We start from the raw sequence: 14,238 nt of genomic DNA, 5'->3' as shown, positions 1-14,238 counted from the left end.
TTTATCCCTCAAACAATGTTTCCCACTGGTCGATGTCATCGCGCGCGATCTCATCAGGATCGCGGCGAAGAGCTCTGCCGATCACCCGCCGGGCCAGCATATGGTCGCGCGGACGATTGATGGTATCGACGGCAATAAGTGTCAAGCCGGCAAAATAAAAAGCGCTGAACATGTGACTTGCCGGATTACCGCGCAGGATGATGCGGTCATGACCCTGCGACAGGCCGGCGATCTGTAACTTGAGATCGAACTGATCCGACCAGAACCACGGCAGCGGATCATAGCCCGGCGTACCGCCGGCAAGCGTCGCAGCGGCTGCTTTGGCCTGATCAATCGCATTCTGCACGCTTTCAAGACGCACGTGGCGCTGATAGCGCGTGGAGAAAAACCGCGTGCAGTCGCCAGCAGCGACGATGTGCTCCTGCGACGTCCGGCAGGCGCTGTCGACCACAATCCCGTCATCGACCGAGAGCCCGGCTGCTGCCGCCAATTCGGTTCGCGGTGTCGAGCCGACAGCAATCAGAACGGCGTCGGCGGCAAAACGGCGCCCGCCGCCCGCCACCGCAACCAGCCCTTGGGGGGTTGTCTCGATGCCCTCGAGTGTTACGCCAAGTTCAATCTTGACACCGCGCTGGCGATGAACACTCTCGAAGTAACGTGACACTTCGACACCAACCGAGCGCGCCAGGACGCGGGGAGCCGCCTCGATCACCGTTACATCAGCGCCGAGAGCGCTGGCAATGGCTGCGACTTCGAGGCCGATATAGCCGGCGCCGATGATCACGAGCCTGTGCCCGGCAGCGATATGCGGCCTGAGCAGCATCACATCATCGATGCCACGCAGCGTAAAAACGCCGGACTTCGGCACATCCCTCATCGACAGGCTGCGGGCTGATGTGCCGGTTGCCAGCACCAGCCGATCATAGGCGATCGTTCCGCCATCATGATGCGCGCGCCCCGTCTTGATATCGATATTGCGGATAGCAAGATCGCCCCGCCAATTGATCGCTTGCGCGGCGAAGAACGCCGGCGGCTTCAGCACCAGCCGTTCAGGCGCCATCTCGCCCGATAACACCTTCTTGGACAGTGGTGGGCGCTGATAGGGCGCATGCGGCTCATCGCCGGCAAGGGTGATCGCGCCCGTAAACCCGTGTTCGCGCAAGGATTGCGCAACCGTCAGCCCAGCCTGTCCAGCGCCGATAATCAGACAGTGTTCCGCCATCAGACCATCCGCCCTTCTCGTAACCCATCCCTTGACATACTGTTCCTTTTGGCAACGGCCAAGGTGGCAGAGCACGCGGAGAGTGTAATGGTGAAAGAAAGACCTGTTGTGCTGATCACCGGCGCCAGCCGCGGCATCGGCGCGGCGAGCGCCAGACTTGCTGCCCGGCGCGGCTATGATGTCGCCATTCACTATCAGCGCGACCTGGCGGCTGCCGAGGCCGTCGCCGCCTCCTGCCGGCAGTCGGGGGCGACTGCTGCCATCATTCAAGGCGATATTGCCAAGCCCGCCGAGATCGAAGCAGTCTTTGCCGGCTGCGATAGGGCATTCGGCAGGCTCGATGTCTTTTTGAATAATGCCGGCATCACTGGGCGCGCCGGGCGATTGGTCGACGCAGCGGCTGAGGACATCAAGGCGGTGATCGATCTCAATGTCACAGGCGCCATTCTGGCTGCACGCCTGGCCGTCAAACGTCTTTCAAACAGAAGCGGTGGTCATGGCGGCGTTATCATCAACATGTCATCGATCGCCAGCCGCATCGGCAGCCCCCATGATTTCGTCTGGTACGCAGCCTCAAAGGCCGCCATCGACGCATTGACGTTGGGCCTGGCCAAGGAGGTGGCGGCCGAGGGCATCCGCGTCAACGCGGTGGCCCCTGGCCTCATTGCCACCGATATCCACGCCAGCGCCGGCATGCCCGATCGCCTGCACAAGCTTGGCCCCACCGTTCCCATCGGGCGAGAAGGGACGGCTGAGGAAGTAGCCTCGACCATCCTGTTCCTGATGTCCGCCGAGGCATCCTACATTACCGGTGCCGTGCTTGAAGTGAGCGGCGGGCGCTGATCGGCCTTATTCGGCCGTCCAGCCACCATCAACCGCAATATTGGTCCCGGTAATGTTCTTGGCGGCATCCGTACAGAGGAAAACGGCAATCCCGGCAACTTCCTCGACAGTGACGAACTGCTTGGTCGGCTGCGCATGCAGCAGCACATCATTGATCACCTGTTCGCGCGTCAGATGGCGCGCTGCCATCGTTTCCGGGATCTGATGCTCGACCAGAGGCGTCCAGACATAGCCCGGTGAGATGCAGTTGGCGGTAATGCCATTGGTCGCCACTTCAAGGGCTATCGTCTTGGTGAAGCCGTAGAGCCCGTGCTTGGCCGAGACATACGCCGATTTGAAAGGCGAGGCGACACTGGCGTGGGCGGAGGCGGTGTTGATGATGCGCCCCCAGCCCTTCGTCTTCATCTGCGGCACCACGAGACGCGTGCAATGAAAGGCCGCCGTCAGGTTGATGGCGATGATGGCATCCCATTTTTCCGGCGGAAATTCCTCAACCGGCGCCACAAACTGGATGCCGGCATTGTTGACCAGCACATCAACCCCGCCCAGGCTCTTGTTAGCGAGATCGACCATACCGGCAATCTCCGCCGGTTTCGACATGTCAGCGGGCGAGAAGACGCATGTGACGTTGAACTCAGCCGCAATGTCCGCGGCAACCTTGTGGTTGGCCGGTGTGTCGCCGAAACCGTCGATGAGGAGATTCATTCCCTCCTTCGCGAAACCCCTCGCAATGGCCAGACCAATTCCGCTGGTGGCCCCGGTGACGATGGCTGATTTGCCCTTGAGCATGCCGCTCTCCTTTTGCTGTTGCCGAATGCTGCGCTGTGTCTACGCGAAATAGTCTCAGGTTCAATGCGTTCCATCGCTGATGGGCGATTACCTACAATCGCAGGCTCGCGCTTGTGTTTGATTGTGATAAATGATAAATATTGAAAATCATCATTTTTCAAAGTTTACCCATGTCCACCAGACCCCGCCTTTCACCCGAAGAAACACGTGAGCGCATTCTCGATGTCGCCGAGGAGCATTTCCGTCGCATCGGCTATGCCAAGACGGCTGTCGCTGATCTTGCCGCCGCCCTCGATATGTCTCCAGCCAACATCTATCGCTTCTTCGCCTCAAAGAGCGCCATTAATGAGGCAATCTGCCGGCGCCTTCTCGATGAATCCGAAGAAATTGCCCGCAAGATCGCCTACGGGCCGCAAGCTGCGGCCGAGAAACTGGCCGCCCTGGCACTCGACATGCATCGCTTCACCAAGAGCCGCTGCACCGATGAGCGCCGCCTGCATGACATGGTCGAGGTGGCGATGCAGGAGAACTGGTCGGCCATCGAAGCGCACATGGCCGAGATCATCGCTCTTTTTGCCCACGTCATCGCCGAGGGCATGGCGCGAGGTGAATTCCGCCAGGGCAATGCGCTGGAGGCAGCGACCGTGATCAAACAGGCACTCACCGTCGTCCTCCACCCCGCCCTTATCGCCCAATGCAGCCATCTTGACCTTGAAAGCGAAACCAGACGCCTGTCGCAATTTCTCATCAGAGCTTTGCAATGAACGAGGTACCCATGTCCCGCCCGCCATTCCCCACAGCCGCTCGCTTCGCTCTTCTTGCACCCTTCATCCTGCTTGGTCTGGCCGCTTGCGGCGAGGGCAGAAGCGCTGACCCGAAGAGCGAGGCCAAGGCCTTGCCGCGCGCCGTCCTCGCGGAGCCGGTCACGTTTGCAACGCACGCCACGATGCGTAATTTTGTTGGCACCGTTCGCCCGCGCATCGAGAGCAATCTCGGATTCCGGGTTGCCGGCAAGATTGCTGAACGCAAAATTGCCCTTGGCGAGCGGGTGAAGGTGGGCGATGTGCTCGCAACTCTCGATCCGGTCGACCTTCATCTCCAGCGCGAACAGGCGGAAGCAGAATTGACCGCCGCCACCGTCTCGCTTGATCAAAACGAGCGGCAGAGACAGCGCAATATCGAACTGAAAAGGAATGGTTGGGTCACCGACGCAACCCTCCAGGCCCAGCAATCAGCGACCGCCGAGGCGAAGAGCCGGCTGGATCGTGCGCGTCGCTCGCTTGAACTGGCCGCCAACCAGCTTTCTTACGCTCGCCTCATCGCCGACAATGACGGCGTTGTCACCGCTGTCCTGGCTGAGCCTGGTCAGGTCGTTGCCGCCGGCACTCCGGTGCTGCGCGTCGCCCAGAACCATGAACTCGAAATTGCCGTCGACATCCCCGAATCGCTGACCGCCCGCGTTCGCGAGGGAACGGCAAGTGTCACCCTGTGGTCAAATCCAGGCCGTTCTTATGACGCGCGCCTGCGCGAATTCGCCGCCGCCGCTGATGCCTCATCACGCACCTTTGCCGCCCGCTTCACCATTCTTGATGCCGATCCGGCGATGAATTTCGGCATGACGGCCACCCTTTCCGTGCGAGAGGGTGCTGCTGCGCCCGTGGCAAGGCTGCCGATTGCCGCCATGCTGGATGAGGGCAAGGGACCGACGGTCTTCGTGATTGAACCGGCAACCAGCAAGCTGACGAGCCGCGCCATCGAGATTGCCGGCTATGATGGCGCTGACATGCTGGTGAGCAAGGGGCTCGCGGCCGGGGACATCGTCGTCACCCACGGCGTTCACAAGCTTCTCGCGGGCGAGATCGTGCGCGTCGTCGCCGATCGCGGCTGATATCGTTTCTCAGGGAGAGCCGCCATGTCGGCGCACGACGCACACGACCCGAAACTCAACCAGGGCAATTGGTCGCACTGGGCTGTGACCCACCCGGCCCTCGTCCTGTTCCTGATCCTGGCGGTCTTCGTCGGCGGCGTTTTTTCCTATCTGCGGCTGGGGCGCGCCGAGGATCCCTCCTTCACCATCAAGGTCGTCGTGATCACCGCGATCTGGCCCGGCGCCAGCGCCCGCGAGATGCAGGACCAGATTGCCGAGCGCATTGAGAAGCGGCTGCAGGAACTCGCCTATTTCGACAAGATCGAGACCTACACCAAGCCCGGCTTCACGGCCATGCAGATGGTCTTCAAGGATTCAACGCCTGCCCGCGAGGTCCCCAACCTTTTCTACCAGACACGAAAGAAACTCGACGATCTGCGCCGCGAGCTGCCGGCTGGCGTCATCGGACCCAATGTCAACGATGAATATGGCGATGTAGACTCAATCCTCTACACGCTGGTGAGCGACAGTGGTGATTATGCGGCCATGAAGCGCGAGGCGGAACTGTTGCGCCAGCGCCTGCTGCGCGTTCCCAACGTGACCAAGGTCAATCTCTACGGCAACCAGGACGAGCGCATTTTCGTCGAATTCAGCCATGCCAAACTGGCAACCCTCGGCATTCCGACGACCGCCATTTTTGACAGCCTGGCGCGCCAGAACATCGTGGCCCCGGCCGGTAGCATTGATACCGGCGCACAACGCGTTCCACTGCGCGTCACCGGCGCGCTCAACGGCATCGCCGCTGTCGCCGAGACACCCGTCGAGGTTGGCGGACACACCTTCCGTCTGGGGGACATCGCCACCATCACCCATGGCTATGTCGACCCTCCGACCTTCCTCCTGCGGCAGGAATCGCATGCCGCGATCGCCGTTGGCGTCGTCATGCAGAAGGGTGCCAATATCGTGACGCTCGGTCGCGATATCGAAACGGCGAAGGAGAGTTATCTGCGCGACCTGCCAGCAGGCTTTGAATTCAAGCAGATTGCCGATCAGCCGCAGGTTGTCGAACACGCCGTGAGTGAATTTGCGGAATCCTTCCTCGAAGCCCTCGCCATCGTCCTCTTCGTCAGCCTGATCTCGCTGGGCTGGCGCACCGGCATCGTCGTTGCCCTGTCAGTGCCGCTCGTCCTCGCCATGGTGTTCATGGCCATGTACGCACTGTCCATCGATCTCCATCGCATTTCGCTGGGCGCGCTCATCATCGCCCTTGGTCTTCTTGTCGATGACGCCATTATCGCCGTCGAGATGATGGTGGTGAAGATGGAACAGGGATGGGACCGCCTCGCGGCAGCCTCCTTTGCCTGGACGTCCACCGCTTTTCCGATGCTGACGGGGACGCTCGTCACCGCCATCGGCTTTCTGCCGGTTGGCCTTGCCCAGTCGGGCGTCGGCGAATATGCCGGCGGCATTTTCTGGGTGGTCGGCATCGCTCTCATCGCTTCGTGGTTCGTGGCGGTAATTTTCACCCCTTATCTCGGTGTTTTGCTGCTGCCCGATTTTGCCAAGAGCGGCAAAGTTCATGCCGACCCGCACGCCCTTTATGAGACCCCTCTCTATCGCCGCTTCCGTACCCTCGTGCGCTTTGCTGTCACGCATCGCTGGCTGGTGATCCTGGCCACTCTGGTCACTCTGGTGATCTCGGTTCTGGCCTTTGGCCGCATCCAGCAGCAATTCTTTCCCGTGTCCGAGCGCCCGGAACTTTTCTTCCAGCTCCGCCTGCCGCAGGGAACCGCCATCAGCGCCACCAACCAGGCGGCGCTCGAAGCTGAAAAAATGCTCCAGGGCGACAAGGATATCGCCACCTATACGACCTATGTCGGCCAGGGCTCGCCGCGCTTCTGGCTTGGGCTTAATCCGCAATTGCCGGATGAATCCTTTGCCGAGATTGTCATTGTCGCGAGGGACCTCAAGGCGCGCGAGCGTATCAAATCGCGGCTGGAGCGCGATATCGCCAACGGGGCGCTGTCGGCTGCTCGCGTGCGGGTCGATCGTTTCAATTTCGGCCCGCCCGTTGGGTTTCCCGTTCAATTCCGTATCGTTGGAGCCGACGCCACGAAACTGCGCGATATTGCCTATCAGGTCCGCGATGTCATGCGCGCCAATCGCGACATCATCGACGCCCATCTCAACTGGAACGAGCGCCAGCCCTCGGTCCGTCTGGTCGTTGACCAGGAGCGTGCCCGCGCCTTCGGTCTCAATGTCCAGGACGTGGCGCAGACGCTGCAAACCCTGCTCACGGGGGTGACGGTCACAACCGTGCGCGACCGCACCGTGCAGGTCGACGTGGTGGCACGCGCTGTACCCTCGGAGCGCCTCGACCTTGGACGGATTTCAGACCTGACGATCACCAGCCGTAACGGCATCGCCATTCCGCTGGCGCAAATTGCCCGCGTTGAATACGGGCAGGAGGAACCGATCATCTGGCGTCGCAGCCGCGAACTGGTGATGACGGTGCGCGGCGATGTTCGTGACGGCGTGCAGCCGCCGGCGGCGAGCGCCGAGGTCAAGGCAAAGCTTGGCGACATCATCAAATCTCTGCCCGACGGATACCGCATCGACGAGGGCGGCGCGGTCGAGGAATCGGCCAAGGGAAACGCTTCCATCTTTGCCCTGTTCCCCATCATGATCGGCGCCATGCTGACCATACTCATGCTGCAGTTGCAGTCCTTTTCCCGCCTGGTGCTGGTATTTTCCACCGCGCCGCTCGGCATTATCGGCGCTTCTCTTGCGCTCAACGTCGCCAACGCTCCCTTCGGCTTCGTGGCGCTTCTTGGCCTCATCGCCCTTGCCGGCATTATCATGCGCAACACCGTCATTCTCGTCGACCAGATCGAGGATGACGTCGCCAATGGCCTGAGCCGACACGATGCCATCATCGAGGCAACCGTGCGCCGCTCGCGTCCCGTGGTGCTCACCGCCTTTGCCGCCATCCTCGCCATGGTGCCGCTGACGACCAGCCTCTTCTGGGGGCCGATGGCCCTCACCATGATGGGCGGTCTTTTCGCCGCGACGTTGCTGACCCTGATTTTCCTGCCCGCTCTGTACGCGGCAGCCTTCCGGGTCAGGCCGGACGATGCTGCAAAACCGGCAGAGGCAGCGCCGGAAGAGCCCCAGTTCACTTTGCTGCCGGAGGCGGCAGAGTGAGACGATCAGACGCTGGTCGCGGCGCCGCGGACAGCTTATACTGCGCCATGGCCGACACTCACCTGCACCACGCAACCGGCAACTGCGTCAAATCGACAATCGCGCTTGCCGAAGATGCCTGCGCGCAGGCCGGCGTGCGGCTGACGAAGATACGCCGCCGGGTCCTTGAGATCATCGCCGCTGCCGGCACGCCGATCGGCGCCTACGCCATCATTGATTCAATGGCGCGCTCAACCGGTACACGCCCGGCACCGATGACGGTCTACCGCGCACTCGACTTTCTGATCGAGCGGGCCTTGGTCCATCGCCTTGCCTCGCGCAACGCCTATCTTGCCTGCGACCACAGCCATGGCCACGACGATACGGTGGTCTTTCTGTTATGCGAAGCCTGTACCTATGTCGGTGAGATCGCCGATACACAGCTTGCCAGCATCATCGACGCACAAGGCAGGGCCAAGGGCTTCTCCGCCCAGCGGCGCCTGATCGAGGTTTCAGGGCTTTGCGCCGCCTGTGTGGTTGCTTCAAACGCCACCCAAGGCTAAATCAGGCACGGATTTCAGCTCGCCACAACAGGCCGCAGGCCTGTGGAAGAGGTCAAGATAATGAATTATATCGGCAATCCTGGACAAAGGCGCAATTCGGTTGGCGTCAATGTCGGCTCCGTTCAGATCGGCGGCGGCGCCCCCGTCGTCGTTCAGTCCATGACCAATACGGATACCGCCGACATCGACGGAACGGTACGGCAGGTGGCAGCTCTTGCCCGCGCCGGTTCCGAACTCGTTCGCATTACCGTTGATCGCGACGAGGCGGCAGCAGCCGTCCCCCATATCCGCGAAAAGCTCGACCGCATGGGCGTGAGCGTGCCGCTCGTTGGCGATTTCCATTATATCGGCCACAAGCTCCTCGCTGATCATCCCGCCTGCGCCGAGGCGCTTGCCAAATACCGCATCAATCCCGGCAATGTCGGCTTCAAGGAGAAGAAGGACAAGCAGTTCTCCTCCATCATAGAGATGGCGATGAAGTATGACCGCCCGGTGCGCATCGGCGTCAACTGGGGGTCGCTTGATCAGGAATTGCTGACCCATCTGATGGACGAGAATGCCCTCAGCGCGATACCGATCACCGCGCGCGAGGTCACGCGCGAGGCGGTGATCCAGTCCGGTTTGCTGTCAGCAGCCCGCGCCGAAGAATTGGGTCTGGCCCGCGATAAAATCCTCATCTCGGCCAAGGTCAGCGCCGTTCAGGACCTGGTCGCGATCTATGCCTCGCTTGCAGCGCGCTGCGACTACACGCTGCATCTGGGCCTCACCGAGGCTGGCATGGGCTCCAAGGGCATCGTCGCCTCGGCAGCCGCACTGGCGATCCTGCTCCAGCAGGGCATCGGCGACACCATTCGTGTCTCGCTGACGCCTGAGCCCAATGGCGACCGTTCGCTCGAAGTGAAAGTGGCGCAGGAAATCCTGCAGACCATGGGCCTGCGCACCTTCGTTCCGCTGGTGGCCGCCTGCCCCGGCTGCGGGCGCACCACCTCGACCGTCTTCCAGGAACTGGCAGGCGATATCCAGAGCTGGATTTACGCTTCGATGCCGGAATGGAAGACCAAATATCCTGGCGTCGAAGCGCTGAACGTCGCGGTCATGGGGTGCATCGTCAACGGCCCGGGCGAATCAAAGCATGCCGATATCGGCATTTCGCTCCCCGGTACCGGCGAAACACCGACCGCGCCCGTTTTCGTTGACGGCAAGAAGGTGGCCACCTTGCGCGGGCCGACGCTCGCTGCCGATTTCAAGAAGATGGTGGATGACTATATCATTCGCCGTTACGGCACCAAACAGGCAGCCGAGTAGTCGGCAGCACGGGCACCATGGCGCTGAAGCGCGAGGCCATTGACGAGGCGCTTCTCGGCGGCGAGCTGGGCAAGGCGCAGGCCTTCGCCATGCGTCTGCTGGAACGCTTCGGCGAAGCGCTTGGCGCCACCCGCTTCATCAACATTGCAGCAGCGCACATCGACGGCTGCCTCTATCATGGCAAGGTCAGCCTCGACTTCGTCGACCGGCTGAATTCGCTTGGCGGCAAGGTGCGCGTACCGACAACCCTCAACGTCGGCTCGATCGATCTCATCCATCCCGAGCTTTTTCGTGGTGATGACAATGCCCGCCACGATGGCAGGCGCTTGATGGAAGCCCATCTCGAGCTTGGCTGCATGCCAAGCTTCACCTGCGCCCCTTACCTGTTGCAGCAGCGCCCGCAACAAGGGCAGGACATCGCCTGGGGTGAATCAAACGCCATCGTTTTCGCTAATTCCGTCCTTGGCGCGCGCACGCACCGCTATGGCGATTTCGTCGATCTGTGCGCCGCGCTGACCGGCCGCGTCCCCTATCAGGGGCTGCATGTGCCGCAGAACCGGCGGGCGCGGCTGGTGTTCAACATCGCCCCGGTGCCGGACCTGTCGAATGACGCGCTGGCCATTGCGGTTGGCCATATCATCGGCGCGCGCGCCGGCGACCAGATTCCCGCCATCACCGGCCTGCCGGCGTCGATCAGCGAGGATGATTTCAAGGGGCTGGGGGCGGTTGCCGCCTCGAGCGGCGCGGTTGCGCTGTTTCACGCCGTTGGCCTGACGCCTGAAGCGCCAACACTCGAAGCAGCTCTTGGCGATGCCACGCCTGAAGCGGTGGTCGAGGTGTCAGCCGCCGATATCCGCGCCACCCTTCGCGCCCTGTCGACGGCGGACGATGGCGCCACGCTCACCGCCGTGAGCCTTGGCACGCCGCATTTTTCACTCAGCGAGTTTGACCGCCTGCTCGCCCTCCTCCCCGGCTTCAAGGCAAATTCCGGCGTCGACATCTATGTCAACACCGGGCGTGATACCCACGCTGCCCTGGCCGCGCGCGGCGACGCTGCACGCCTGGAAGCTGCCGGCATCACCCTCGTCGTCGATACCTGCACCTATGTGACAACGGTGATGAAACGGCTCGACGGCGTAATCATGACCAATTCCGGCAAATGGGCGCATTACGCACCCGGCAATCTCGGTGTCGATGTGGCCTTCGGCAGCCTCGCTGATTGCCTGAATTCGGCTGCGGCGGGCCGCGTCGTGAGACGTTTCACATGACGTCGATCGCCGCGCGGACGCTCTTCCCCGGCAGCGCCTCAGGTGAGGTCATCTGCCTGGCGCAGCCGCTGAGTTTCTGGGGTGGTTTTGATCCACATACGGGATTGGTGATGGATCGCTGGCACCCGGACCATGGTCGCATCCTTGCCGGCAAGATCCTCGTGATGAGCGCTGGTCGCGGCTCATCCTCATCGTCGACCGTTCTGGCCGAAGCATTACGGCTGGGGACGGCACCGGCCGCCTTCATTCTCACCGCCGCCGATTCGATCCTCCTGACGGGAGCGCTCATCGCATCCGCCCTTTACGCCAAAGCCTGCCCCATGGCGGTGGTCAGCAGCGAGGGCTGGTCTATGTGCACACGCCATGGCACGTTGCGGGTTCAGGCTGACGATACCGGAACAGTGATTAGCGCCCCGGCCTAGCACCTGACGCTTCACAAGCCCGTCACACTCGATATATTAGACACGGTGATGTGAAGCGTTAACCACGCGATTCTCGAATTGGGGAGCGAGGTTTTGACAGTAGCAGCCCGCCTCGAGGCTTGCCCGGCTCTGGTCCTGAATGCGGACTACCGCCCGCTGTCCTATTACCCGTTGTCGCTGTGGTCGTGGCAGGACACGATCAAGGCGGTCTTTCTGGAGCGCGTCAACATCGTCTCCTTTTACGACCGCTCGGTGCACAGCCCCGGCTCCGAGATGCGGCTTCCATCGGTCGTGTCGCTCAAATCCTATATCAAGCCGTCGCGCTTTCCGGTCTTCACCCGCTTCAACGTCTTTCTGCGCGACCGCTTCGTCTGCCAGTATTGTGGCGCCGGCGAAGAACTCACCTTCGATCACGTCGTCCCCCGCTCGCGCGGCGGCATGACGACGTGGGAAAACGTGCTGACCGCCTGCTCGCCCTGCAATCTTGGAAAATCAAACCGCCTGCCAAACGAGGCGGGCATGCATCCCTATCACCTGCCGTTTCGCCCGACCGTCCATCAGCTGCACAATAATGGCCGGCTGTTCCCGCCCAATTATCTGCATGATAGCTGGCTTGATTATCTCTACTGGGATACCGAGCTCGAACCCTGACCTGCCAGCGCGCGGACAACGAGTGCGCACAGCCCCGCCGATATCAGCGCATTATATCCCGCAAGCGAAACGCCGAGGAAGCGGAAGGCTGCTTCATTGCAGGCCACGACCCGTGTGCGGGCGATCTGCGCCAGCAGATCGCTGGCATTGCCGGTAATCGGCCGTCCGCCGCTGCAATCCGTCGGCCCCTGCCAAAATCCCCATTCGACACCGGCGTGGAATGCGCCAAAAACCGCCGACCCCGCCAGCAGCAGGACCAGAGCGCCCAAGCCAAATGTTATGACGGCCGCCTGAGCGCCGCGCCCTGCCATGATCGCCACGGCGAGAGCGAGCGGCACACCGGCATAATAGGGCCAGCGCTGCTGCAGACAGAGCGGACATGGTGCCAGATCGCCCCAGATCTGAAATCCCCACGCGCCGGCGAGCGTTATCGCCATCACACAGGCCACAATGAGAGCAACAGACGCCGGCCGCCTGGGCATCATTGAGGATCAGATGTAGCGGATGGCGGCAAAGCCGCCGATCAGGAAAAACAGCAGGATGAAGGTTGCGAGCTTCAACCGCGTCTCGATGAAATTGCGGATCTGGTCGCCATAAACCCGCAAAGCCGCCGCCATCAGGAAGAAAAAGGTGAAGCGGGCGAAGAAGGAGCCGAAAAGGAACAGCACGAAGTTGAAATCGATGAGACCCGACATGATGGTGACAAGCTTGAAGGGGATGGGCGTCAGCCCCTTGGTCATCAAAATCCAGATCCAGTAATCATTGGCGCGCGCGCGCAAATTCTCCGCCTGCTGCTCAAGGCCGTAGGTGTGGATGATCCATTGACCGACCGAATCGTACAGCAGATGGCCGATACCGTAGCCGACAATGCCACCCAGCGCCGATGAAATCGCACAGACAGCCGCGAAGTACCAGGCGCGCTTGGGCTGCGCCACACACATCGGCACCAGCAGCGGGATCGGTGGAATGGGAAAAATCGAACTTTCCGCAAAAGCGACAATTGCCAGCACCCACACGGCTTTCGGATGCGTCGAGAAGGAGACAATCCAGTCATAGGTTTTCTTGAGCATGATCTCGACAGGTCATTTCGATGTTGTGAGGATGGTCGTGGCACTCTCTTAAAGGAAAGTGATTGATCGGTCATTAGCACTATTGCTGTTGACGCGGCATGGAGTGCAAAGACGGTTGACCGCTCCAACTTCCTGCCTATGATCCGCCCGGCGTTGCCCCTGTGGCGGAACTGGTAGACGCGCTCGACTCAAAATCGAGTTCCGCAAGGAGTGCTGGTTCGATTCCGGCCAGGGGCACCATATTGCAAGTAAGGTATGCAATATCGGTTTAATTCAGGCCAGACAACGACCCGGCTCTGACTATAAATCCCACCTGTCGATTGCACCAATTTGCCCGCTCAGTGGAGAATCAATTGGCGATCAATAACGTGCGTGATTCTATCAAAAGCATCTTTTTGGGCGTTTTCAGTATTGGTGAATCGGACTCCACCTGAAATAAGCATTTTAGGGATTTTCCCTCTCAAAGCCGGCCTTGAAAAATCCAATCCTGCAAAGCTTCAGTAACCTGTGAAATCCACGTCGGTTCTCTCCGCTCTGGCGCGCTGCCATTTTGCCGGGCTGACATGCGCCGCCCGCCCATCGTCAACAAGGAACTGGCGGCGCGTGCCGATTTCAGGCTTTATCGCAGATCGCTGAGCCTGCAACATGACGATCATACCGGCCGGGTCGTTCCACACAGTCACGACGGCGAATTGGCCGCATTGCGGAGAGGATGCCAAACATGTCTCATTTTGCCAATTTCATTGCTGGCGAACCGGTTGGCGCCAACCACACCACCGCCAACGTCAACCCGTCCGATACGAACGACGTCATCGGCGATTTTTCCAGTGGCACGAAGGCGGATGTCGCCGAGGCCATTGCGGCCGCAAAACAAGCCTTCCCCGCATGGTCGCGCACCACGCCGCAGGAGCGCCATGATATTCTCAAGCGTGCGGCCGACGAGGTGTTGGCGCGCAAGGAAGAGCTTGGGCGCATTCTCAGCCGCGAAGAAGGCAAGACCTTGGCCGAGGGCGTGGGCGAGGCTGGCCGTGCCGGTCAGGTCTTGTCGTTCTTTG

General features: G+C 61.1%; 14 protein-coding genes and 1 tRNA gene. 11 read left to right on the top strand and 4 right to left on the bottom strand.

Features of this window, described 5'->3' with window-relative positions:
* Position 1 precedes the first annotated feature (1 nt).
* The gene (locus ACINK1_RS12675) at positions 2 to 1,222 is read right to left on the bottom strand and encodes an NAD(P)/FAD-dependent oxidoreductase (RefSeq protein ID WP_376800290.1); all 1,221 of its coding nucleotides are present in this window, start codon (positions 1,220 to 1,222) and stop codon (positions 2 to 4) included.
* Between the two features lie 90 nt (positions 1,223 to 1,312).
* Here ACINK1_RS12675 and ACINK1_RS12670 point away from each other — a divergent pair, with 90 nt between their 5' ends.
* Positions 1,313 to 2,065, top strand: coding sequence for an SDR family oxidoreductase (locus ACINK1_RS12670; RefSeq protein WP_376800434.1), 753 nt, complete (start codon positions 1,313 to 1,315; stop codon positions 2,063 to 2,065).
* Between the two features lie 6 nt (positions 2,066 to 2,071).
* On the opposite strand, the gene ACINK1_RS12665 is transcribed toward ACINK1_RS12670, so the two are convergent.
* Entirely contained in the window at positions 2,072 to 2,854 is a 783-nt protein-coding gene (locus ACINK1_RS12665; protein ID WP_376800291.1) for a 3-hydroxybutyrate dehydrogenase, read from the bottom strand.
* A gap of 170 nt (positions 2,855 to 3,024) precedes the next feature.
* On the opposite strand from ACINK1_RS12665, the gene ACINK1_RS12660 reads away from it, so the two are divergent.
* The 8 genes from ACINK1_RS12660 (at position 3,025) to ACINK1_RS12625 (ending at position 12,113) form a co-directional block, all read left to right on the top strand.
* Entirely contained in the window at positions 3,025 to 3,618 is a 594-nt protein-coding gene (locus ACINK1_RS12660; protein WP_376800292.1) for a TetR family transcriptional regulator, read from the top strand.
* A gap of 11 nt (positions 3,619 to 3,629) precedes the next feature.
* Positions 3,630 to 4,742, top strand: coding sequence for an efflux RND transporter periplasmic adaptor subunit (locus ACINK1_RS12655; protein ID WP_376800293.1), 1,113 nt, complete (start codon positions 3,630 to 3,632; stop codon positions 4,740 to 4,742).
* A gap of 24 nt (positions 4,743 to 4,766) precedes the next feature.
* Positions 4,767 to 7,925, top strand: coding sequence for an efflux RND transporter permease subunit (locus tag ACINK1_RS12650; RefSeq protein ID WP_376800294.1), 3,159 nt, complete (start codon positions 4,767 to 4,769; stop codon positions 7,923 to 7,925).
* 47 nt (positions 7,926 to 7,972) lie between these two features.
* Positions 7,973 to 8,467, top strand: a complete 495-nt coding sequence (locus ACINK1_RS12645; protein WP_376800295.1) for a transcriptional repressor — start codon at positions 7,973 to 7,975, stop codon at positions 8,465 to 8,467.
* Between the two features lie 60 nt (positions 8,468 to 8,527).
* A complete protein-coding gene (ispG, locus tag ACINK1_RS12640; RefSeq protein ID WP_376800296.1) occupies positions 8,528 to 9,772 on the top strand; it encodes a flavodoxin-dependent (E)-4-hydroxy-3-methylbut-2-enyl-diphosphate synthase in 1,245 nt (414 codons plus the stop codon).
* A gap of 17 nt (positions 9,773 to 9,789) precedes the next feature.
* A complete protein-coding gene (locus ACINK1_RS12635) occupies positions 9,790 to 11,040 on the top strand; it encodes an aconitase X catalytic domain-containing protein (RefSeq protein ID WP_376800297.1) in 1,251 nt (416 codons plus the stop codon).
* On the top strand, positions 11,037 to 11,462 hold the full coding sequence (locus ACINK1_RS12630) for an aconitase X swivel domain-containing protein (protein WP_376800299.1): 426 nt from the start codon (positions 11,037 to 11,039) through the stop codon (positions 11,460 to 11,462). The genes ACINK1_RS12635 and ACINK1_RS12630 overlap by 4 nt, the downstream gene beginning before the upstream one ends.
* Positions 11,463 to 11,555: 93 nt before the next feature.
* Positions 11,556 to 12,113 (top strand): HNH endonuclease, encoded by a 558-nt coding sequence (locus ACINK1_RS12625; RefSeq protein WP_376800300.1) that lies wholly within the window; start codon positions 11,556 to 11,558, stop codon positions 12,111 to 12,113.
* Here the strand turns inward: ACINK1_RS12625 and ACINK1_RS12620 are convergent.
* Together ACINK1_RS12620 and ACINK1_RS12615 are read right to left on the bottom strand one after the other, a co-directional pair.
* A complete protein-coding gene (locus ACINK1_RS12620; RefSeq protein WP_376803022.1) occupies positions 12,086 to 12,595 on the bottom strand; it encodes a disulfide bond formation protein B in 510 nt (169 codons plus the stop codon). The genes ACINK1_RS12625 and ACINK1_RS12620 overlap by 28 nt on opposite strands.
* 9 nt (positions 12,596 to 12,604) lie before the next feature.
* Positions 12,605 to 13,183, bottom strand: a complete 579-nt coding sequence (locus tag ACINK1_RS12615; RefSeq protein ID WP_376800302.1) for a YqaA family protein — start codon at positions 13,181 to 13,183, stop codon at positions 12,605 to 12,607.
* Between the two features lie 155 nt (positions 13,184 to 13,338).
* Between ACINK1_RS12615 and ACINK1_RS12610 the strand changes: the two genes are divergently transcribed.
* Both ACINK1_RS12610 and ACINK1_RS12605 read left to right on the top strand, forming a co-directional pair.
* Positions 13,339 to 13,423: transfer RNA gene (locus ACINK1_RS12610), tRNA-Leu, on the top strand.
* Positions 13,424 to 13,904: 481 nt separating this feature from the next.
* On the top strand, positions 13,905 to 14,238 hold a 334-nt coding region (locus ACINK1_RS12605), incomplete at its 3' end, for an aldehyde dehydrogenase family protein (RefSeq protein ID WP_395760148.1).

The organism is Raskinella chloraquaticus (SeqCode), from assembly GCF_021731865.1.
Lineage (GTDB): Bacteria > Pseudomonadota > Alphaproteobacteria > Rhizobiales > UBA4765 > Raskinella > Raskinella chloraquaticus.
Note: the sequence above shows the minus strand (reverse complement) of the source record. Positions and strands in the feature narration are given on the sequence as shown.